18 protein-coding genes are annotated in these 21,753 nt (G+C 47.9%); 15 read left to right on the forward strand and 3 right to left on the reverse strand.

Going from position 1 to position 21,753, the window contains the following annotated elements:
* The first annotated feature begins 713 nt into the window (after positions 1-713).
* The 4 genes from B5F77_RS14115 to B5F77_RS14130 all read left to right on the forward strand — a co-directional run bounded on the left by B5F77_RS14115 (position 714) and on the right by B5F77_RS14130 (position 4,288).
* The gene (locus tag B5F77_RS14115) at positions 714-1,094 is read left to right on the forward strand and encodes a TraR/DksA C4-type zinc finger protein (protein WP_087331895.1); all 381 of its coding nucleotides are present in this window, start codon (positions 714-716) and stop codon (positions 1,092-1,094) included.
* A 2-nt stretch (positions 1,095-1,096) separates the two neighbouring features.
* Positions 1,097-1,726: a lipoprotein signal peptidase gene (locus tag B5F77_RS14120; RefSeq protein ID WP_087331898.1), complete on the forward strand. Its 630-nt coding sequence runs from the start codon at positions 1,097-1,099 to the stop codon at positions 1,724-1,726.
* Entirely contained in the window at positions 1,723-2,481 is a 759-nt protein-coding gene (locus B5F77_RS14125) for a DUF4296 domain-containing protein (protein ID WP_239446376.1), read from the forward strand. The genes B5F77_RS14120 and B5F77_RS14125 overlap by 4 nt, the downstream gene beginning before the upstream one ends.
* Before the next feature lie 187 nt (positions 2,482-2,668).
* The gene (locus tag B5F77_RS14130; protein WP_087331900.1) at positions 2,669-4,288 is read left to right on the forward strand and encodes a sialidase family protein; all 1,620 of its coding nucleotides are present in this window, start codon (positions 2,669-2,671) and stop codon (positions 4,286-4,288) included.
* A 144-nt stretch (positions 4,289-4,432) separates the two neighbouring features.
* Here B5F77_RS14130 and B5F77_RS14135 read toward each other — a convergent pair whose 3' ends face one another.
* Positions 4,433-6,541: a S9 family peptidase gene (locus B5F77_RS14135; RefSeq protein WP_204244987.1), complete on the reverse strand. Its 2,109-nt coding sequence runs from the start codon at positions 6,539-6,541 to the stop codon at positions 4,433-4,435.
* 99 nt (positions 6,542-6,640) lie between these two features.
* Here B5F77_RS14135 and B5F77_RS14140 point away from each other — a divergent pair, with 99 nt between their 5' ends.
* The 4 genes from B5F77_RS14140 to B5F77_RS14155 all read left to right on the forward strand — a co-directional run bounded on the left by B5F77_RS14140 (position 6,641) and on the right by B5F77_RS14155 (position 12,848).
* Entirely contained in the window at positions 6,641-7,141 is a 501-nt protein-coding gene (locus tag B5F77_RS14140; RefSeq protein ID WP_087331904.1) for an SPOR domain-containing protein, read from the forward strand.
* Between the two features lie 177 nt (positions 7,142-7,318).
* Positions 7,319-8,698 carry an MATE family efflux transporter gene (locus B5F77_RS14145; RefSeq protein WP_087331906.1) on the forward strand — a complete coding sequence of 460 codons (1,380 nt, stop codon included), beginning with the start codon at positions 7,319-7,321 and terminating at the stop codon, positions 8,696-8,698.
* Positions 8,699-8,710: 12 nt separating this feature from the next.
* A complete protein-coding gene (locus B5F77_RS14150; protein ID WP_087331908.1) occupies positions 8,711-10,882 on the forward strand; it encodes a family 20 glycosylhydrolase in 2,172 nt (723 codons plus the stop codon).
* 130 nt (positions 10,883-11,012) lie between these two features.
* A complete protein-coding gene (locus B5F77_RS14155) occupies positions 11,013-12,848 on the forward strand; it encodes a YgiQ family radical SAM protein (protein WP_087331910.1) in 1,836 nt (611 codons plus the stop codon).
* A gap of 90 nt (positions 12,849-12,938) precedes the next feature.
* Here B5F77_RS14155 and B5F77_RS14160 read toward each other — a convergent pair whose 3' ends face one another.
* Positions 12,939-13,415 (reverse strand): cytidine deaminase, encoded by a 477-nt coding sequence (locus tag B5F77_RS14160; RefSeq protein ID WP_087331912.1) that lies wholly within the window; start codon positions 13,413-13,415, stop codon positions 12,939-12,941.
* 99 nt (positions 13,416-13,514) lie between these two features.
* On the opposite strand from B5F77_RS14160, the gene B5F77_RS14165 reads away from it, so the two are divergent.
* From B5F77_RS14165 to lpxA, 7 genes are all read left to right on the forward strand, one after another.
* Positions 13,515-14,417 (forward strand): glucosaminidase domain-containing protein, encoded by a 903-nt coding sequence (locus B5F77_RS14165; protein WP_087331914.1) that lies wholly within the window; start codon positions 13,515-13,517, stop codon positions 14,415-14,417.
* 52 nt (positions 14,418-14,469) lie between these two features.
* The gene (locus B5F77_RS14170; RefSeq protein WP_087331916.1) at positions 14,470-15,636 is read left to right on the forward strand and encodes an AIR synthase related protein; all 1,167 of its coding nucleotides are present in this window, start codon (positions 14,470-14,472) and stop codon (positions 15,634-15,636) included.
* 28 nt (positions 15,637-15,664) lie between these two features.
* Positions 15,665-16,777 (forward strand): peptide chain release factor 1, encoded by a 1,113-nt coding sequence (prfA, locus tag B5F77_RS14175; protein WP_087331919.1) that lies wholly within the window; start codon positions 15,665-15,667, stop codon positions 16,775-16,777.
* A 38-nt stretch (positions 16,778-16,815) separates the two neighbouring features.
* Positions 16,816-17,646 (forward strand): orotidine-5'-phosphate decarboxylase, encoded by an 831-nt coding sequence (gene pyrF / locus B5F77_RS14180; RefSeq protein ID WP_087331921.1) that lies wholly within the window; start codon positions 16,816-16,818, stop codon positions 17,644-17,646.
* A gap of 90 nt (positions 17,647-17,736) precedes the next feature.
* Positions 17,737-18,819, forward strand: a complete 1,083-nt coding sequence (lpxD, locus tag B5F77_RS14185) for a UDP-3-O-(3-hydroxymyristoyl)glucosamine N-acyltransferase (protein ID WP_087331923.1) — start codon at positions 17,737-17,739, stop codon at positions 18,817-18,819.
* A gap of 11 nt (positions 18,820-18,830) precedes the next feature.
* The gene (locus B5F77_RS14190) at positions 18,831-20,216 is read left to right on the forward strand and encodes a bifunctional UDP-3-O-[3-hydroxymyristoyl] N-acetylglucosamine deacetylase/3-hydroxyacyl-ACP dehydratase (protein WP_087331925.1); all 1,386 of its coding nucleotides are present in this window, start codon (positions 18,831-18,833) and stop codon (positions 20,214-20,216) included.
* Between the two features lie 6 nt (positions 20,217-20,222).
* Positions 20,223-21,017 (forward strand): acyl-ACP--UDP-N-acetylglucosamine O-acyltransferase, encoded by a 795-nt coding sequence (lpxA, locus tag B5F77_RS14195; RefSeq protein ID WP_087331927.1) that lies wholly within the window; start codon positions 20,223-20,225, stop codon positions 21,015-21,017.
* A gap of 86 nt (positions 21,018-21,103) precedes the next feature.
* Here the strand turns inward: lpxA and B5F77_RS14200 are convergent, their stop codons facing one another.
* Positions 21,104-21,586 (reverse strand): AraC family transcriptional regulator, encoded by a 483-nt coding sequence (locus B5F77_RS14200; protein ID WP_087331929.1) that lies wholly within the window; start codon positions 21,584-21,586, stop codon positions 21,104-21,106.
* Between the last annotated feature and the right edge of the window lie 167 nt (positions 21,587-21,753).

The raw sequence follows: 21,753 nt of genomic DNA on the forward strand, positions 1-21,753 counted from the left end.
TATGAGAGATTTAACCCCTCAGTCTCAGCTATCGCTTCGCCAGCTCCCCTACGAGCAGGGGAGCTTTTCAGATAGCATTTGACACAGCTCCTTTCAGTTACTTTCAGATAACATTTTCTTATTTATGACACACCCTCCCATTATCCATTGTCCATTATTAATTGGATTGGCCTAACGGAAGCGGCGTAAAGCAAATTCCAAGCGGAGCGAAAAGAAATCTCGGCTGTTTGAGCGGAGCGAGTTTTCCGAGATTTTAGCTCCGCGCCGTGAATTTGTAGCCGCTGGAGTGTAAGCCTTGACCTTTTGGTTCTTTTGGGTCAAGCCAAAAGAACGAAGAAAAACATGGGTTCTTTTGTTTCAAGAAAAAAGAATGAAGATTTTAACAGAATTTCACTCCTTAGCCACCCCCAAAATTTAGCAGACAGGAAAACGTTTTGTATCTTTGCGGTATGGATTCCTGCTTATGTTTTAGGGCGGACATAGGCATAAATCCAGGAGTTTATGCCTATAAAAAGGGCGAATAAGGTAGGCATCCACTCCGCGCCATGGCGAGGTGAAAACAACAGGCGTTAGCGTTATTTCATGCGAAAAAGGTTGCCGGATATAATATTTGTGTTATCTTTGCGGCAAAATCAAGGGTCGGCAGACCGGAAGGAAAGCCGCCTCGCATGTGTGAACAAACGATTTGTTAAACTTAAAATTCAAATTTAACCATGGCAGAAAAGACAAGATATTCAGATGCTGAACTCGAAGAATTTCGGGAAATCATATTGGAGAAACTGGCCGTCGCGAAGCGCGATTACGAGATGCTGAAGGGCGGCGTGACGAACGCGGACGGGAACGATACGGCGGATACTTCACCCACGTTCAAGGTGCTCGAAGAGGGGGCGACGACCCTCTCGAAGGAGGAGACCGGACGCCTGGCGCAACGCCAGATGAAGTTCATACAGAACCTCCAGGCCGCCTTAGTGCGCATTGAAAACAAGACGTATGGCATCTGCCGGGCGACGGGCAAGCTGATTCCGAAAGAACGCTTGCGCGCGGTACCACACGCTACGTTGAGTATTGAAGCTAAACAAGGAGGCGCCAAATAAGGATGGGATACTCAAAAGGAACAGGAGCAGCGTGGATTATCGGGCTGCTCCTTCTTTTCGACCAGCTATTGAAGATATGGGTGAAGACCCACATGGCGCTCCACGAGAGCATCGAAATCACTCCGTGGTTTTATATCTGCTTCACCGAGAACCCCGGCATGGCGTTCGGTATCGAAGTGGTCAGCAAATTGTTCCTCACCCTGTTCCGGTTGGTGGCCATCGGAGCCATCGGGGTATTCCTCTACCGGCTGGTGCGGCGGGATTACCCATTCGGGTTCATCGCCTGCATGGCGTTGGTGCTGGCAGGTGCGGCGGGAAACATTATCGATTCTGTATGTTACGGCGTGATATTCGACCATAGCTACGGGCAAGTGGCGACCCTCTTCCCCGAAGACGGAGGCTATGGGACGTGGCTCCATGGGAAAGTGGTAGACATGTTCTACTTCCCGCTCATCGAAACGACCCTCCCGGCGTGGCTTCCTATCTGGGGCGGACAGGAGTTCGTGTTCTTCCGCCCGATATTCAACCTGGCGGATTCGGCGATATGCGTCGGTGTGTTCCTCCTTCTCCTTTTCTACCGGGATACCTTTTCGCGCGGGTTGGAAGAATGTTTTACGTGGAAAAAGAAATGAAACGATGGTTTTTATATGGTTTGGCAGGCTGGGGGCTGATGGGCTGTAGCCCCGTGCCCGACGGCATCCTTTCGCAAAAAGAGATGCAAGCGGTGGTAGAAGACATGCAAATCGCCGAGGCGATGATTAGCTCAGACCGCGAGACGTACCAAGACAACGCGCAAAAGCTCGCCCTCTACGAGTCTGTCTTCCGAAAACACCATATCACGCGTGCCGAATACGACAGCTCGCTCGTCTGGTATGCCCGGAACCTCGACATCTACATGCGGGTATATAATATGGTGACCGATGGCATGGAGGCGCGTATCGACGCCTTGGGAGACGTCCAGCGGGTCGATATGGGTGGCGGACGACGGGACTCCGTCGACATCTGGCCGCGAAGGGCCTACCTCACCTTTTCGCCCGATGCCCCCTTCAACGGGACTACCTTCCGCATCGAACCCAAAGAGTCCTACCCGCCTGGAAGCACCTTTGTATGGGGCATGCAGGTATGGGGCATAGGCAAGCAGCTAAAGAGACACCCTGAAATACGCCTCTGCGTGGACCAAGGCGATACGACCCTTGTGACGCACGACCGGCTCACGAAAGACGGTTTCCACCAAACCACACTCCGAAGCATCGCCACCAAACGCATACGCCGGGTATATGGCTACATCCGGTTAGAATCGGGCGATTCCTATTATAAAATTTATGCCGATAGCATCTCGCTCATGCGATACAATTACCGCTCGACGGGATTCAAGCAGGCCCAATGAAAAAAAGCCGTCCCATTCTCTCGAACAGGACGGTCAGCAAACCTAACTTAAATCTAATACCATGAAAAACACTATATCTCCAGAACAACATCCAGATGAAAATAGTTTACCCAATTGCGCATTTTCTCGCATAAAAAACGTACCTTTACAAAGTTTAAGAGTATAAACCAGAAAACACCCTTGTAAAATGAAGAAAAGTTTCTTGTTAGCAGGGCTATTAGCCCTTTGTAGCCAGGCGTATGCGGGCACGGACACGGTATTTGTCAGGGCACCTCAGATACCAGTATTGACGAACCAGCGAGACAATGTATTGTTTGAAATGCGTGTGGAAGCGGGTAAAGGCGACGTGTTGAACGAAATCTCCCTCCAGTTCGAGGAGGGGACGGAGTTGGAAAATATCGAATCCGTCCGCCTCTTCTATAGCGGGACCGAGGCCTTCACCCGCCCAGGCAAGCACTTCTCGCCCGTGGGATACATCACCCACCGGAAAAATGCACCCAGCGAAGCGGACCGGGATTACTCCGTCAAGCAGGATGAAACGCGCAACCCCGAACGGACTCTCCGGCTCCGAAGTGCGCAAGGGCTCGTGGAAGGCCCCAATTACTTCTGGGTAAGCCTCCAGATGAAAAACTCGACACCCCTTCAGGAAAAGGTAGGCGTGCGGCTCCTCTCCGCTAAAATCAACCGGGACGAGGCCATCCTGGAGGGCGATACCGAGGCAAGCGGGCGACGCATGGGCATCGCCGTGCGCCAAGCTGGGATGGATGGCGTAGCGGCCTACCGTATCCCGGGGCTGGTCACTACGGACAAAGGGACGCTCGTCGGGTGCTACGACGTGCGGTACCATAGCTCGGTCGATTTGCAAGAAAAGATTGATATTGGCATCAGCCGGAGTACCGACAAAGGACAAACTTGGGAACCGATGCGCATCGCCATGACCATGGGGAACGAACGAGGCCTGCCCCATGCGCAAAATGGCGTGGGAGACCCTTCCATCCTCGTAGACGGGGAGAACCATACCCTCTGGATTGCCGCGGCTTGGTGCCATGGGATGGGAAACCAACGGGCGTGGTTCAATTCCGGACAGGGCATGGATGCGGACGAGACCGCCCAGCTCCTCCTCGCCAAAAGCGAAGACGATGGCAAGACGTGGAGCAAACCTATCAACATCACGGAGCAAGTGAAAGACCCCTCGTGGTACTTCCTCCTCCAAGGACCCGGGCGGGGCATCACGATGCACGACGGGACGCTCGTGTTCCCCATCCAATTCATCGACTCGACGCGCGTCCCCAACGCGGGCATCATGTATAGTCAAGACGCCGGCAAGACGTGGCACCTCCATCAAGCAGCTCGCTCGAATACCACCGAGGCGCAAGTGGCCGAAGTAGAACCGGGCGTATTGATGCTCAATATGCGCGATAACCGGGGAGGGAGCCGGGCGGTCTCCATCACGCGCGACTTGGGGCGCACCTGGGAAGAACATCCCTCGAACCGTTCCGCCCTGCCCGAGCCGGTCTGCATGGCGAGCCTCATTCACGTAAACGCCAACGAGAACGCCTTGAAGCGCGACATCCTCCTCTTCTCGAACCCGAACACGACGAAGAACCGCAACCATATCACCATCAAGGCGAGCCTGGATGGCGGCATCACCTGGCCGAAGGAATACCAAGTGATGCTCGACGAGGGCGAAGGTTGGGGCTATACCTGCCTGACGATGATTGACGAGCATACGGTCGGTATCCTCTACGAATCGAGCGTGGCACACATGACCTTCCAAGCCATCCCGCTCCGCGATATTATTCCTTAATGGAGAATCTCCGGGATTGAAGCCTAAGAAATAAAAAAAGATAGTTATGAATGAGGGAAAACATGCCTAACTCCCCATCATTTCATAACTATCTTTTTTTGAGTATTGCCTACGGATTTCAAACGAACCCCCTCATCCTTCCATTTACTTTAGCCACTTATCGAGCCATTCGAAGAAGGTACGTTGCCAAAGGACACCGTTCTGGGGCTGGAGTACCCAATGGTTCTCGTCCGGATAGATGAGCAATTCGGCCGGGATACCCCGGAGGATAGCCGCGTTGAACGCCGCCATGCCCTGGTTCGCAAGGATGCGGTAATCTTTCTCTCCATGGATGCAGAGGATGGGCGTATCCCATTTATCTACAAAGCGATGGGGCGAGTTGGCAAACGTGCGCTGGGCGGTAGCGTTCTGCTTTTCCCAATAGGCGCCGCCCATATCCCAATTGGCGAACCACATCTCTTCGGTCTCAAGGTATTGCATCTCCATGTTGAAGATGCCATCATGGGCGATGAACGCCTTGAAACGCCCCTCGTGATGCCCGGCCAACCAATACACCGAGAATCCCCCGAAGCTGGCACCTACACACCCGAGGTGTTCCTTATCCACAAAGGGCTCTTTGGCGAATTCGTCGATAGCCGTCAGGTAATCTTTCATGCACTGGCCCCCATAATCGCCACTAATCTCTTCGTTCCATTCCTTTCCAAACCCCGGAAGGCCGCGCCGGTTCGGGGCTACGATGATGTAATCGTGCGCCGCCATGATTTGGAAATTCCACCGGTAAGACCAGAATTGGCTCACGGGGCTTTGCGGTCCGCCTTCGCAATATAATAAGGTAGGATATTTCTTCGCGGGGTCAAAATGGGGCGGATAGATGACCCATACGAGCATCTCCTTGCCATCGGTCGTCTTCATCCAACGCTCCTCTACCCGACCCATTTCCAACTGGTCGTAGAGGTATTTGTTTTCAAACGTGAGTTGGGTGGCTTCGCCCGTCGAAGGGGATACGGAATAGAGTTCGTCGGCCGCACTCATGGAATGGCGCATCGCGAGGAGCTTGTCGCCCAAGAGCGAAACACCCGCATAATCATTCACCCCTTGCGTGATGGGACGGATGGTGCACGCGTTCGCATCTGCCGCATAGATTTGAATCTCGCCATGCCATACGCCCGTGAAGTAGAGCGTATTCGAATCCGGTCCCCAGCAAAACTCGTTCACGCTCGAATCGAAATCCCGGCTCACGAAACGCTTTTCGCCTGTTTCAAGATTCATCACCATGAGGCGGTTCTGGTCCGATTCGTACCCATCGCGCTCCATGCTGAGCCACGCGATGCTTTTCCCGTCGGGGGAGTATTGCGGGTTCGTATCGTATCCCATCATGCCCTCGGTCATGTTCGTGGTCTCTTTCGTATGGATATCATACAGGTAAATGTCCGAGTTGGTCGAGAGCGCATAATCTTTCCCTACCTTTTTGCGGCTCGTATAAGCGATTTGGTCGGAGCTTGCATTCCAGGCCAATTGCTCGATGCCTCCGAAGGGCTTCATGGGCGATTCGTAGGGTTCGCCTTGCATGATATCTAACGGACGGCCCACCTTCTCCCCATCGAAATCGGCTATGAAGGGATGCGGAGCGGAAGTGACCCACTCGTCCCAATGCTTGTACATGAGGTCCGTGACGATGCGCCCCGTGGCCTTGTCGAGGTCCGGGTATTTGTCTTGCGTGCTGGGGACGGTCTTTACCTGGGCGATGAAAAGAACTCGTTTCTCGTCGGGCGAGAAAGAGAACCCCTCGATATTCCCGTCATAGTCCGAGAGCTGGCGCCGCCCGGTCCCGTCGGGGTTCATCTCCCAGATTTGGCTCGACCCGCCCTCCGAAGAGAGAAAGGCAATCTTCGAACCACCCTGAATCCATACGGCATTGTTTTCCGAGACGGGCGTCCGCGTAATCTGGCGGTTGTCCGAACCATCGGCATTCATCACGAAAAGTTCCCGGTTACTCTTATTCTCCGGCACACTATAATAGGCCACAGAATAGAGCACCTTGCCCCCATCGGGCGATACGCTGGCCCCTCCTATCCGTCCGAACGCCCAAAGTGCCTCGGGCGTGAGGCGCCCGTCTGCAATCTTCAAGTCCGACCGGCCAATGAGGGTCTCTTGCGGTTCGGCCTTTTCCATTTCTTTCGGTTGCCCGGCTTGCGTGCAAGCGCCTAATAATACGGATGTAGCCATAACCATTGTGCTTAATGTTTTATTCATTTTCTACAATATATTTACATTTCGGTGCGAAAGTAATAAATTAATCCGTATCTTTGCGCATCCATAACAAGAGAACAATAATTTAAAATAGATAAAAAGATGAACAAGATTTGGTTAATGGCCATAGCCGCAGGTTGTTTGCTGGCTTTTGGCTCATGTAAGCCTAAGCAGAGCGCTTACAAAGCTGCTTACGAACAAGCAAAAGAAAAAGAGACTACAGCTCCCGTCACGGAAGCTACCGAACCCGTCGATACTTACGAGGAAGAGGAAATCGCCCCCGTATCGAAACCCAAAACAACCTCTACCGAGGCTACCCGTACCGAACGTATCAATGCGGCGGAAGGGGAAGATGCAAGCCGCTTGAAACGTTATAGCGTGGTCATCGGGAGCTTCAAGAACAAAACGAATGCCTATTCGTTGAAAGAACGGATGCAAAACGAGGGATATCATGCGGTCTTGGGCGAGAACGAGCAAGGTATGTTACGTGTCATTGTGTCGAGCTTCGATGATAAAGCCGATGCAGCCGCAAGCCGGGATGCTATCAAAGCCAAGTATGCACCTAATTTCCAGGACGCTTGGTTGCTCGAAAGAGATTATTAACACATTATTTTTTCATGACGTGAAAACTTATTTATGCCCTGCGAGAGTCGTGAGACTCTTTCAGGGTTTTTATTTGTCTATAATCCCCTTTTGTGCCTTGGCGTTTAAAAAGATTTTCTTTGCGCCCCCAAAATAAAGTCGTACCTTTGTAATCGTATTTAGATTCAAAATATATTTATGTCGACAAAGAATACTCCTTTAATATTAGGCACAGAGCCTATTGGTAAGTTGTTGGCTCAATATGCGATTCCAGCCATTATCGCCATGACGGCGGCTTCCCTCTACAACATGGCGGATAGCATATTCATTGGGCATGGCGTAGGCGCACTGGGTATTGCAGGATTAGCGTTGACCTTCCCGTTAATGAACCTAGCGGCGGCATTCGGTTCGCTAGTAGGGGTAGGTGCCTCAACGTTGGTATCGGTCAAATTAGGGCAAAAGGATTATTGGGGGGCGAACCTTGTGTTGGGTAATGTTTTCATGCTCAACTTGATTATGGGTATTGCCTTCTCCGTCATATTCCTCTTGTGCCTCGACCCGTTGCTCTATTTCTTTGGGGCGAGCGAGCAAACAATATCCTATGCGCGAGATTATATGCAAGTGATTCTGTATGGGAATGTCGTCACACACATGTACTTAGGGCTGAATTCCGTTCTCCGTTCGTCGGGTTTCCCCAAGATGGCAATGTATATGACATTGGTCTCGGTGGTGGTCAATTGCGCGTTAAACCCCTTGTTTATCTTCGTCTTCGGATGGGGAATTAAAGGTTCGGCGTGGGCAACGGTCATCTCCCAGTTTTTGTCTCTCGTATGGCAATTTGTCCACTTCATGCGTCCTTCCCAATTATTGCATTTCCAACGGGGCATTTACAAATACCAGAAAGAAATCGTAAATGGCATCCTCTCGATAGGCTTGTCGCCATTCCTTATGAACTTGTGCGCATGCCTGATAGTCTTGCTCATCAATTGGGGTTTGAAAGAATATGGCGGAGACATGGCCATCGGGGCATACGGGATTGTAAACCGCATTGTGTTCCTTTTCGTGATGATTATCATGGGATTCAACCAAGGCATGCAACCGATTGCCGGATATAATTTCGGAGCCCGCCAATTTCCACGCGTGATGGAAGTAACGCGGTTGACTACACGCTGGGCGGTAGGGTTGGCCACTGCAGGTTTCTTGATTTGCCATCTCTTCCCAGAGACCATTGTGGGATTCTTTACCAGTGATGCCGAACTAATCCAGGAATCCGTCTTCGGCCTCCATTTGGTGTTTGCCGTTTTTCCGATTGTGGGATTCCAGATGGTAGCATCCAATTTCTTCCTTTCTATAGGCTTGTCTCGTAAAGCCATCTTCTTGTCGTTGACACGCCAATTGCTATTTTTGGTTCCCTGTTTGATTATCTTGCCACCTTTGTGGGGGACATTCGGGGTTTGGGTAAGTATTCCGATAGCCGATACAACGGCTACTATCGTCACGGCCATCGTACTTGTCCGCCAATTCAAGCAATTCAAAGAAATGGAAGTACAGCGAAATGAAACGAATCATTCATTCTAAAAAAGTATCAATATGCTAACACCTAAACAAACAAGCAGAAGCATGGTGGGCGCTTTTCTGGTAAGCTCATGCCTTTTGCTTTCGTGCACACAACCCGTCGAGACACATGTGAACGTGATACCAGAACCGGCGGAAATGACGCTTTCACCTGGCGTGTTGAAGATAGATAGCGCTACGCTTTTTGGCGAATCCGGACAAGTCCATTTCGTGGTAGATGAAAATGCCTCCAACCTGGGCGAAGAAGGATACCAGCTTTCCGTTAACGGACAAGGTGTCCAAGTGAAAGCACATACCGAAGCAGGATTGTATTACGGAAAGCAAACGCTTCGTCAGCTTCTTACTTCCGAGGGACTTCCTTATGTCCAAATTGCCGATAACCCACGTTTCGCGTATCGTGGATTACATTTGGACGTATCGCGCCACTTCTTTACAAAAAACGAAGTGAAGAAGATTATACGCGCCATGTCTTATTACAAACTAAATCGCCTGCACATGCACTTGACGGATGCCGCGGGTTGGCGAATCCAAATTGATAAATACCCGAAATTGACCACTGATGCCGCTTTCCGTACCGAATCGGATTGGCGTAAATGGTGGGATAGCGGGACGGATCGTAAATATTTGAAAGAAGGAACGCCGGGTGCCTATGGTGGTTATTATACGAAAGAGGATATTCGTGAACTTGTGGCATACGCGGACGAACATCACATTACAATTATACCCGAAATCGAATTCCCTGGCCATTCGGAAGAGGTATTTGCCGCGTATCCGGAATTATGTTGCGCCGGAAAAACGTATACCAGTAGCGATTTTTGCATCGGGAATCCGAAAACGTTCCAATTCATGGAGGATGTCCTGAACGAAGTAATGGAACTTTTTCCTTCTACCTATATTCATGTAGGGGGGGATGAAGCATCGAAAGCAGCATGGAAGACTTGCCCCAAATGCCAAGCACTCATGAAACGCGAAGGTTTAAAGAACGTAGACGAATTACAAAGCTACATGATGCACCAAGCCGAGGCCTTCCTTGAATCAAAAGGGAGACGGATGATTGGCTGGGATGAAATCATGGCTGGAGGGCTTTCTCCGGAAGCTACCGTCATGTGTTGGCGAGGAGAAGCGGCTGGATTCCAAGCAGCCCGCATGGGGCACGATGTCATCTTTACGCCAGGCAACTACTTGTATCTCGATTTCTACCAAGCTGACCCGCGCACGCAACCATACGCCATCGGAGGCTATACGCCCATCAAGAAGGTATATAGCTACAACCCCATACCGAAAGATTCACTCGCACCCGACGTGGCCAAGCATATCCTCGGTGTGCAAGGCAATACCTGGACGGAATATATCACCACACCCGAACACTTGGAGTACATGATGTTCCCGCGGGCCTTGGCCGTAGCTGAAATAGGTTGGACTCCCCAAGAGAAACGTTCGTGGGAAAACTTCAAAACACGCGTGAACGCCCATATCCCGGTATTGCAACGTATGGGATTAAATCCCTTTACGCTCTCTTACGAATTGGAATTTGCCATGGAGGTAGACACCATAAAACATGAAATCCGTGTCTATGCCGATGCCGAGAAATACCCGGCGGAGATTCGTTATACAACCGATGGAAGCACGCCAACCGCCTCGTCTCCTTTATACGAAGGGGTGATTGTGGTAAAGGATTCGGCCGATATCCGTGCCGCTATCTTCGAAAATGGGACGTTGATGGGCGAACCTTCCGCCAAGCGGGTGGATTACCACCGGGGCATTGGGAAACCCATTCATTTCAATAGCAAGCTGTATGCGGGTTATATGGCCGGAGGCGAGGGCGCTTTGTTGGATGGCTATCGGGGTGGATTGACCTATTTGGATGGTCGTTGGCAAGGTTATCTGGATAATCTGGATTGCGTCATCGACATGGGTGAAGTGACGGAAATCCACTCGGTATCTTCCCGTTGGATGCAGCTCATCGGTCCGGGCGTTTACCAACCGACGGAGGTAGAACTTCTCACTTCGGAAGATGGCCAAACGTTCACCTCACAAGGTACCATCCCTACCACTATTGCACAAGACAATGCCGACTTGGCATTTCAAACTTATTCTTTCGCAGGTACTTGGAAAGCGCGTTACATCCAGCTCAAAGCCAAGAATCCGAAAGGTTTCATCTTTGCCGATGAAATCGTGATTTGGTAAATCTTCTCTCGCAATAAAACGAGGGTGTGCCGAAATGAAATGCACATCCTCGCTTTTTATGCCTATAATTCCCCGCATTTATAAGTATAAACGGAAACAAATATAACGATAAATTCATACCTTTGCAGGCATGAACAGAAGAATGGAAGATTGGCTGCCCACGACTAAAAAAGAAGTGGACGCACGAGGGTGGGATTATATTGATGTCATCCTTTTTAGTGGCGATGCGTATGTAGACCATCCGTCGTTTGGCTCGGCGGTTATTGGACGGACGTTGGAGGCGATGGGATTGCGCGTAGCCATTGTACCTCAGCCCGATTGGCGAGGTGATTTCCGGGATTTTAAGAAGTTAGGTGCTCCGCGTCTTTTCTTTGGTGTTTCGGCGGGTGCGATGGATTCGATGGTTAACCATTACACGGCCAACAAACGGCTTCGGAGCGATGACGCGTATACGCCCGACCGTCGGCCAGGCATGCGTCCCGATTACCCAAGTATCGTATACACCAAGATATTAAAGGAACTTTATCCGGAAGTGCCGGTCATATTGGGTGGTATCGAAGCGTCGCTTCGCCGGTTAACGCACTATGATTATTGGCAAGACAGGCTCTTACCAGGTATTTTAGTAGATAGTCCGGCCGACCTGTTAATCTATGGTATGGGCGAGAAACCTATCGCGGAAATCGTCCATCGTTTGCAACAAGGTATTCCGATGCAAGAGATAAAAGACGTACCCCAGACGGTTTACCTTACGTCCCATCCAGTGGAACCATTCCCCGACGACGTACTCCTTTTTTCCCACGAAGAATGCCTGAAAGACAAACTCAAACAAGCCAAAAACTTCCGACATATCGAAGAGGAATCAAATAAACAACATGCCCGGCGCATCCTCCAACGGTGCGGGACTCGGACAATCGTGGTGAATCCGCCCTACCCTCCCCTGACGGAGGCCGAGATAGATGCCTCGTTCGACCTTCCCTATACGCGCCTTCCGCATCCTAAATATCGCGGAAAGGTCATTCCTGCGTTCGAAATGATTAAACATTCGGTCAATATCCACCGGGGATGTTTCGGAGGATGTGCCTTTTGCACCATCTCCGCCCACCAAGGTAAATTCATTGCCTCGCGAAGCAAAGCCTCTATCCTGAAAGAGGTAAAAGCCATTACGGAAATGCCCGATTTCAAAGGATATCTGAGTGATTTGGGAGGACCTTCGGCAAACATGTACCGCATGGGAGGAAAAGACCTCTCGATTTGTGCCGTATGCAAAAAGCCTTCGTGTATCTCGCCCTCGGTGTGCAAGAACTTGAACGCGGACCATGCGCCGTTATTAGACTTATATCGGGAAGTAGACCGTATGTCGGGCGTGAAGAAATCGTTCATCGGGAGCGGTGTACGGTATGATTTGCTTCTCCACCGGTATGAGGACGAACACTTGAACCAGGCCGCCCGCCAATACACGGAGGAATTAATCACGAAGCATGTCTCCGGACGATTAAAGGTAGCACCCGAACATACGCAGGACGAAGTGCTCCGACAAATGCGCAAACCTTCGTTCCGCCTCTTCGAGCAATTCAAAAAACTCTTCGACCGCATCAACCAAAAGGCCGGGTTGAACCAGCAATTAATCCCCTATTTCATTTCCAGCCATCCTGGATGCACCGAAATGGACATGGCGGAACTAGCCGTCATCACCAAAGGCTTGCATTTCCATTTGGAACAAGTGCAGGACTTCACGCCCACGCCCATGACCTTGGCCACAGAGATGTATTACACCGGTTATCATCCCTATACATTAGAAAAAATATATACGGCACGCACCAAAGAGCAAAAGCTCGCCCAGCGGCAATTTTTCTTTTGGTACAAACCCGAATTCCGCCGGCAAATCATCCAAACACTTCAAAGATGGGGGCGGAAAGACCTTATCGACCGGCTTTTTCGCAAAAATAGAGAAAACGGAAAGGGCTGAGGACTTTTAGACTGGCTTGCATTCCCGATGCAAGCCGCTTTTCGAACCCAAAGGAAATACCCTTGATTAAAAAATTGCCTGGCCCTGGTTTTATTCCAAATCCTTCGCATCAAAGCTGAAAGGCAGAAGGAAAGAAACCGAATCCAGTATGCGAACCGATTCATTACCACACAAAAGAATCCTCAAAGGACGATGCGAACGTACTTCAGTTTCCAGCATCACTTGGCAACAAGCTCCGCAAGGTGCAATGGAATCTTTTACAACCCCACCCGATTGGGCAATAACCGCCAAACACTCAACAGGTACGTCCGGATAAGCAGCACCTGCCGAAAACAAGGCTACCCGTTCAGCACACAAGCCAGAAGGATAAGCCGCGTTCTCTTGATTGCAACCCGTAATGATTTCCCCATTCAACAAACGGACGGCTGCACCCACGCAAAAATGGGAATAAGGCGCATAAGCACGTGAAGACGCCTCCCAAGCAGCTTGATATAAAACACAATCCGATGCTTCCAAATCCTCCTTCTTTACCTTCTGAAAAGGTATTTTCAAATAGTCTGTTCTCATAATTTATCGTATTATGCATCAAATGTAGGCAAAAAATAGGAATATTGCGTTTTTTTGTGTACGTTTGCATAATCAATTTTGAACCAAAGGGTATTATTTATGAACAACATCTATCGAATATTTATCCTGAGCCTCTGTTTGCTGTTCGCTTTGTTCACACAAACAGAAGCTGTCGCGGGCGAAGCATTGTCTGCCTACCATAAGTATATCCGGAAGTACAAAGAATTAGCTATTGAGCAACAAAACAAATATAAGATTCCCGCCAGCATCACTTTGGCTCAGGGACTTTTAGAATCAGGTGCCGGTCAAAGTGATTTGGCTCGCCGTTCGAATAACCACTTCGGAATCAAGTGTCACGGATGGAATGGTAAAAAGGTATATCATGACGACGATCGCCGGGGGGAATGTTTCCGGAAATATAATAAGGTAGAAGATTCATACGAAGATCATTCCAAATTCTTAGCACTTCGTCCGCGCTATGCGTCCCTCTTTCGTTTAGACATTCGAGATTACAAAGGATGGGCGAAAGGACTCCAAAAATGCGGTTATGCAACCGACCGAAAATATGCCAACAAATTGATAAAAGTAATTGAAGATTATAAGCTGTATGAATATGATTCTTCGAAGAAAAAGAAACGGGAAAAGAAGAATGAACCTATAGTACAGCACACTATTTACCGATCAGGTGGATTGCTCTATGTCCATGCCAAGGCGGGCGATTCTTTAGAGAAAATCGCCAAGAGCGTCGGGAAAAGTGCTCGGAAATTGAGCAAATACAACGAGATTCCAAAAGACTTCCCGCTCCAGCCGGGAGACATTATTTACCTGGAGAAGAAGAAAAAGAAAGCCGACAAGCCGCATTACGAGCATGTCGTCCAAATTGGAGAATCCATGCATAGTATCTCTCAAATATATGGAATACAAGTAAAAAGTCTATACAAAATAAACAAGAAGGCCGAAGACTATATTCCGGAAGAGGGCGATGTATTACGACTTAGATAATAGACAACTAAAATAAAAGGTGTATATTTGCAACCGAAAATAAAAAGACACAATGAACGACCAACGTTATAATTTACGCGGAGTTTCCGCATCGAAAGAAGATGTCCATAATGCGATTAAAAATATCGATAAAGGTATTTTCCCTAACGCATTCTGTAAGATAATCCCGGATATTCTGGGAGGTGATCCGGCATATTGTAACATCATGCATGCTGATGGTGCAGGGACGAAATCGTCTTTGGCCTATATGTATTGGAAAGAGACGGGCGATTTGTCTGTATGGAAAGGAATCGCTCAAGACGCTCTGATTATGAATATAGACGACTTGCTATGTGTCGGAGCTGTAGACAATATCCTCGTTTCTTCCACTATCGGACGAAACAAATTGCTTATTCCAGGGGAAGTCATTTCGGCCATTATCAATGGAACTGATGAATTGTTGGCCGAACTTCGCGAAATGGGTGTAGGTTGCTATGCTACAGGCGGAGAAACGGCTGACGTAGGTGATTTAGTACGTACTATTATCGTAGATAGTACCGTTACTTGTCGTATGAAACGGGCGGATGTAATCGACAACAAAAATATCCAAGCAGGCGATGTCATCATAGGATTAGCCTCTTTCGGACAAGCCTCATACGAAAAAGAATATAATGGAGGTATGGGTAGTAACGGATTGACTTCTGCCCGGCACGATGTATTCGCTAAATACCTAGCATCTTTGTATCCGGAAAGTTTCGATGCGGCTGTACCTAACGAATTAGTTTATTCGGGGAAATTGAAGTTGACAGATCGAATCGCAGAGTTGGGTATAGATGCTGGGAAATTAGTACTTTCTCCTACCCGGACATACGCACCGGTCATAAAAAAAGTACTCGACGAATTGCGTCCGCAAATCCACGGTATGGTGCATTGCTCTGGCGGCGCCCAAACAAAAGTGATGCACTTTGTACACAACAAACGTGTAGTAAAAGACAATCTGTTCCCGATTCCTCCCCTCTTCCGTATTATTCAAGAGCAAAGTGGCACAGATTGGAGCGAAATGTATAAAGTATTCAACATGGGACACCGAATGGAAATCTATATCGCACCGGAATATGCGGAGCAAATTATAGCAATAGCCAAAAGTTTTCATATCGATGCTCGTCAAGTTGGATTTGTGGAAGACGCAAAACAGAACGAATTGATTATCCAATCGGAATTTGGTAAATTCACTTATTAATTAAGAATTCGTTTCTAAAATAAAAATAATGGCAGATACGAAAAATATATTGCTGGATAAGTTAAACGGATTGGTTGCCAGGTTTGAAGAGATTGCTACGCTTATTACCGACCCGCAAGTCATTGCAGATCAAAAGCGATATGTAAAACTCTCGAAAGAATACAAAGATTTAAGTGACATTGTAAAAGCGCACAATGCTTACTTGCAATGTTTAAATGGTATGGAAGAGGCACGAGAAATCCTTTCCGGTAATGATAATGAGCTTAAAGAAATGGCGCGTGAAGAAATGGCTGCATGTGAAGCTCGAATTCCGGAATTGGAAGAAGAAATAAAGCTCTTGTTAGTTCCTTCAGATCCGGAAGACGACAAGAACGCCATTGTGGAAATCCGGGGAGGAACGGGAGGAGATGAAGCCGCTATCTTTGCCGGTGATCTGTATCGTATGTATGTGAAATACTGTGAGTCGAAAGGTTGGAAAGTTTCTGTATCGAGTTTCAATGAAGGGGCTGCGGGCGGATTCAAAGAAATTATTTTCTCTGTGACAGGCGAAAAAGTATACGGCACACTCAAATATGAATCGGGTGTACATCGTGTACAACGTGTCCCAGCTACGGAAACGCAAGGACGTGTTCATACTTCAGCTGCTACAGTAGCCGTACTTCCCGAAGCCGATGAATTTGATGTTGAAATTAATGAAGGTGAAATCAAATGGGATACATTCCGCTCAGGTGGTGCGGGTGGACAGAACGTTAATAAAGTAGAATCTGGTGTTCGTTTACGTTATGTATGGAAAAATCCAATCACAGGGACAAGTGAAGAGATTCTAATCGAATGTACGGAAACGCGAGACCAACCTAAGAACAAAGAGCGGGCACTGACTCGTTTGCGTTCATTCATTTATGATAAAGAGCATCAGAAATATATTGACGACATAGCTAGTCGTCGTAAAACAATGGTTTCAACAGGAGACCGTTCAGCTAAAATCCGCACATATAATTATCCGCAAGGAAGAATTACAGACCACCGTATTAATTATACGGTATATAATTTATCTGCTTTCATGGACGGCGACATCCAGGATTGCATCGACAAGTTGATTGTAGCCGAAAATGCAGAACGTTTAAAAGAATCGGAATTATAATAATTTATATAGCAAGAATAAAGAAAGGAAGTATTGTCATGAATAAACAACAATTATTTGAGAATATACAAAAGAAACAATCTTTCCTCTGCGTAGGGTTGGATACGGATATAAAAAAAATTCCTCCCCATTTATTGTCGGGAGAAAATCCTATCTTTACATTCAATAAAGCCATTATTGATGCTACTGCAGATTTCTGTGTGGCTTATAAGCCTAACATGGCTTTCTATGAAAGTTTAGGTGTCGATGGAATCCGCGCATTCGAAGAGACGGTTGCTTATCTGCGTCAACATTATCCAGACCAATTTATCATAGCTGATGCTAAGCGTGGCGATATCGGAAACACATCCGAAATGTATGCTCGCTCCTTTTTTGACCATATCAAAGTAGATGCCGTTACGGTGGCACCATACATGGGTGAAGACAGTGTAAAGCCTTTCTTATTATATCCTGAAGCATGGGTTATTCTCTTAGCCTTGACTTCCAACAAGGGTTCACATGATTTTCAATTGACAGAAGATAAAGATGGCGAACGTTTGTTTGAAAAAGTATTACGTAAATCCCAAGAATGGGCTTCTGACGAGCAAATGATGTATGTTGTAGGAGCTACACAAGGGAAAATGTTTGTAGATATTCGTAAGTACGTCCCCAATCATTTTCTTTTAGTACCGGGAGTTGGTGCACAAGGCGGAAATTTAAAAGAAGTAGCCATGTATGGGATGAATAACCAGTGCGGTCTGCTTGTTAATTCATCCAGAGCTATCATTTACGCTGATAAGACAGAACGCTTTGCCGAAGCAGCCCGTCAAGCAGCCCAAATGGTACAGCTTGAAATGGCCGGTTATCTAAAAGAAAGGGGCATTATCTAAGTAAAATCCATAAGAGATGAATAATATGCAACCATTTAATGGTTATTCGCATCTGGAAAATTAAAGAATTTAGAATAGAATCATATCGTAATGGAGTTTTCAGCCCAACAAATAGCGGCCTTATTGAAAGGTACAGTAGTAGGAAACCCTGAAGTAAAAGTAGGGAACTTCTCTAAAATAGAAGAGGGAAAGGCCGGAACGTTGACGTTCTTGGCCAATCCTAAATATGAGCATTATATTTACAACACAAAGGCAAGTATTGTGCTCGTGAACAATGATTTTGTTCCTACTGCTCCTATTCAGGCCACTTTGATACAAGTAGAGAATGCGTATGCAGCATTAGCTATGTTGTTGAATCTGATTGAACAGCATCAAACTAAGCAATTATCTGGAATCGATACGACGGCTTTTGTCGCTTCAACAGCTTCTATAGGAGAAAAATGTTATGTCGGCCATTTCTCTTACATCGGTGAACAATCCAAAATAGGAGAAAATTCTCAAATCCATCCTCAAGTTTTTATTGGAGACCATGTGGTCATTGGCAAAAATTGTATTCTGTATCCGCATGTAACTATTTATGATGGATGCGTTATTGGGGATAATTGCATTTTGCATGCCGGTTCTGTCATTGGTGCAGATGGTTTTGGGTTTGCTCCTGAAGGCGAAGTATATAAAAAAATTCCCCAATTGGGAAATGTCATCATTGAAGACAATGTAGAAATAGGTGCTAATACGACCATCGACCGTGCCGTATTCGGTTCAACCCTCATTCATCGAGGTGTGAAACTGGATAATTTAGTGCAAATTGCCCATAATGTGGAAGTGGGTGAAAACACGGTCATGGCAGCCCAAGTAGGTATAGCTGGGTCTACGCATATTGGAAAACATTGTATGTTTGGTGGGCAAGTAGGTTTGGCAGGACATATTAAAATCGCAGATCATGTGACGTTTGGTGCGCAATGCGGCGTCATCAGTGACATCAAAGAACCAGCCACGTTGTTAGGTGCCCCAGCCATGCAAGCCAAAGCATTCATGCGTTCGAGTGCCATTTTCAACAGATTGCCAGACATGTACCGCAACATGGGGAATTTACAACGTGAATTGGAAAAATTACAACGTGAATTGGAAGATTTACAACGAGAAATGAGGGGAATTAAAAACGTTAATCCATAAAGAATAAAGATATGCAGAAGCAAAATACATTAGCGACCAGTTTCACCCTGCAGGGGAAAGGATTGCATACGGGATTGGATATTCAAATTACTTTTAATCCGGCTCCGGAAAATCATGGCTACAAAATCAAACGTGTCGATTTGCCCGACCAACCTGTTATTGATGCCGTAGCAGAGAATGTTATAAACATGCAGCGAGGTACCGTGGTAGGGAAAAAGGATGTATTTATTGGAACAATCGAACATGCCATGGCGGCTTTGTACGCAGCGGGAGTAGACAATTGCCTGATTGAAGTGAATGCGCCAGAGTTCCCTATCCTTGACGGAAGTGCCATCCAATATGTGGAAGCCATTCAAAAGGCAGGACTTCAGGAGCAAAACGCAACCAAAGATTTCTATATCGTAAAGCATAAAATCGAAGTCAAAGATGAGGAGAGCGGTGCTTCCATTGTGATCCTCCCGGATGACAATTTCAGCGTGAATGTGTTGATTTCGTTCGATTCGCCGGTTCTCACCAATCAATATGCAACCATGAACCAGGTGGGTGAATTTGCATCAGAAATTGCCGCTTCGCGTACGTTTGTCTTTGTCCGCGAAATTGAAACATTGCTTCAGCACAATTTAATCAAGGGAGGCGATTTGGATAACGCCATTGTCATTTACGACCAGAAAGTTTCACAGGAATCACTCGACAAAATTGCCGATATGATGAATCTCCCACACAAGAATGTGCAGGAATTGGGATATATCAACAACAAGCCGCTTGTGTTCGACAATGAACCGGCACGCCACAAGCTCCTCGATGTCATTGGCGATATGGCTTTGATTGGCAAACCTATTAAGGGGCGTATCATTGCCACGCATCCGGGACATAGCATCAACAACAAGCTCGCGCGTATCATCCGGAAAGACATCAAGCTGAACGACGTACAGGCTCCGGTTTACGACCCGAATGCTACGCCGGTCATGGATATCAACCGTATCCGCGAGTTACTTCCTCACCGCTACCCGTTCCTCTTGGTCGACAAAATCATCGAAATCGGGAAGAATTACATTGTCGGCGTAAAGAACATCTCGGTCAACGAACCCTTCTTCCAGGGCCACTTTCCGCAAGAACCGGTCATGCCGGGCGTATTGCAAATCGAAGCCATGGCGCAAACAGGTGGATTGTTGGTATTGAACTCGGTCGAAGAGCCAGAACGTTATTCTACCTATTTCATGAAAATCGACGGCGTGAAGTTCCGCCAGAAAGTAGTACCGGGCGATACCCTTATCCTCCGTCTCGAATTGCTCGCACCTATCCGTCGGGGCATTTCTACCATGAAAGGGTACGTTTTCGTAGGCGACAAGTTAGTGAGCGAAGCTGAATTCATGGCACAAATCATCAAAAACAAATAACGGGATATGAGTAATAATATTTCTCCATTGGCCGTCGTGGATCCGGAAGCCCAACTGGGCGAACATGTGACGGTCGAGCCTTTTGCCATCATCAAAAAGGATGTGGTCATCGGCGATAATTGTCATATTTATCCGCACGCAATTATCCTCGACGGAGCGCGGCTGGGAAACAATTGCCGAGTCTTTCCGGGTGCCGTTATCGCCGGTGTGCCTCAGGATTTGAAGTTTAAAGGCGAAATCACGACGGCTGAAATCGGAGACAATACGACACTTCGCGAGTGCGTGACGGTCAATCGCGGAACGGCCTCGAAGGGGCGGACGGTTATCGGGCGTAATTGCCTCATTATGGCCTATTCGCACGTGGCGCATGATTGCGTTTTGAAGGATAACGTCATCGTCGGGAACGCTTCCCAGCTTGCAGGCGAGGTCGAAATCGACGACTATGCCATCGTCAGTGGGGGTACGTTGGTGCATCAATTTACCCGCATCTCCAAACATGTGATGATTCAAGGAGGTTCGCGTATCGGAAAGGATATCCCGCCTTATACGCTCGTCGGGCGCGATCCTATAACGTATTGCGGCATCAACATCGTCGGGTTGCGCCGTCGTGGTTTCACTAACCAGCAAGTATTTCTCATCCAGGATATTTACCGCACACTCTACACGCGCGGTCTGAACAATACCGATGCCATCAAGGCCATCGAAACGGAATACGAACCGAGCGAAGAGCGCGATTTGATTCTCAATTTCATCAAATCCTCAAAGCGCGGCATCGTACGCGGTTCTATCGACGAACTTTGAGCAATTGACAATGGAGAATTGACAATTGACAATGCTGGATGACCCATTATATATCTCCCTAATTGTCCATTGTCAATTCTCAATTGTCAATTCGTTTTCCCTTCCCATTCGTACAACTCGCGGTAGTTCGCCGGGCGGTTTGCCTTTCGATACGCGCTGGGCGTACACTTCATTTGCTTGATAAAATAGGTCGTGAAGCTGCCGGGCGACGCAAACCCGCAACGCCGCGCGATCTCCTGTCCCTTCAAATCCGTAAAACGCAGCCATTCACACGCTTGCCGTATTCGATACGCATTAAAAAAGGCCTGCGCCCGCATTCCGGTCTGCATCTGTATCGCGCCGTAGAGTTTCTCGCGGTCTACGCCCAGCTGCTCCGCCAACCCGCGCGGCGTGATGCTACCGTCTGTGGCCAACGCCTGCGCCACAAGGTCCATCACCTGCGAGCCCGTCTTCGGTACGCTCCTGTCGAACGGTTCCATGCGCATCCAGCCTTCCGAGTTCTTTACCATCCGCGCTTTCAGCACCGTAACATAGATGTCGTCTATCGTGATTAACTTCAGTTTCTGCATATTCCAAACCTTTTATAGGGCAAAAATAGGCATTTTATTCCCTCCTACCAACTATTTCGGCTCAGTAGAAATTTAGTGGGGATAAATTTGTTAGTTTGAAGAACAAACCTTTATTTTGCAGTATAGAAAACGATTATTTGAACATGTTGGCCAGTATAGTACTGCCT

Origin of the sequence: Parabacteroides sp. An277, from assembly GCF_002159645.1 — a bacterium.
Classification (GTDB): Bacteria; Bacteroidota; Bacteroidia; order Bacteroidales; family Tannerellaceae; genus Parabacteroides.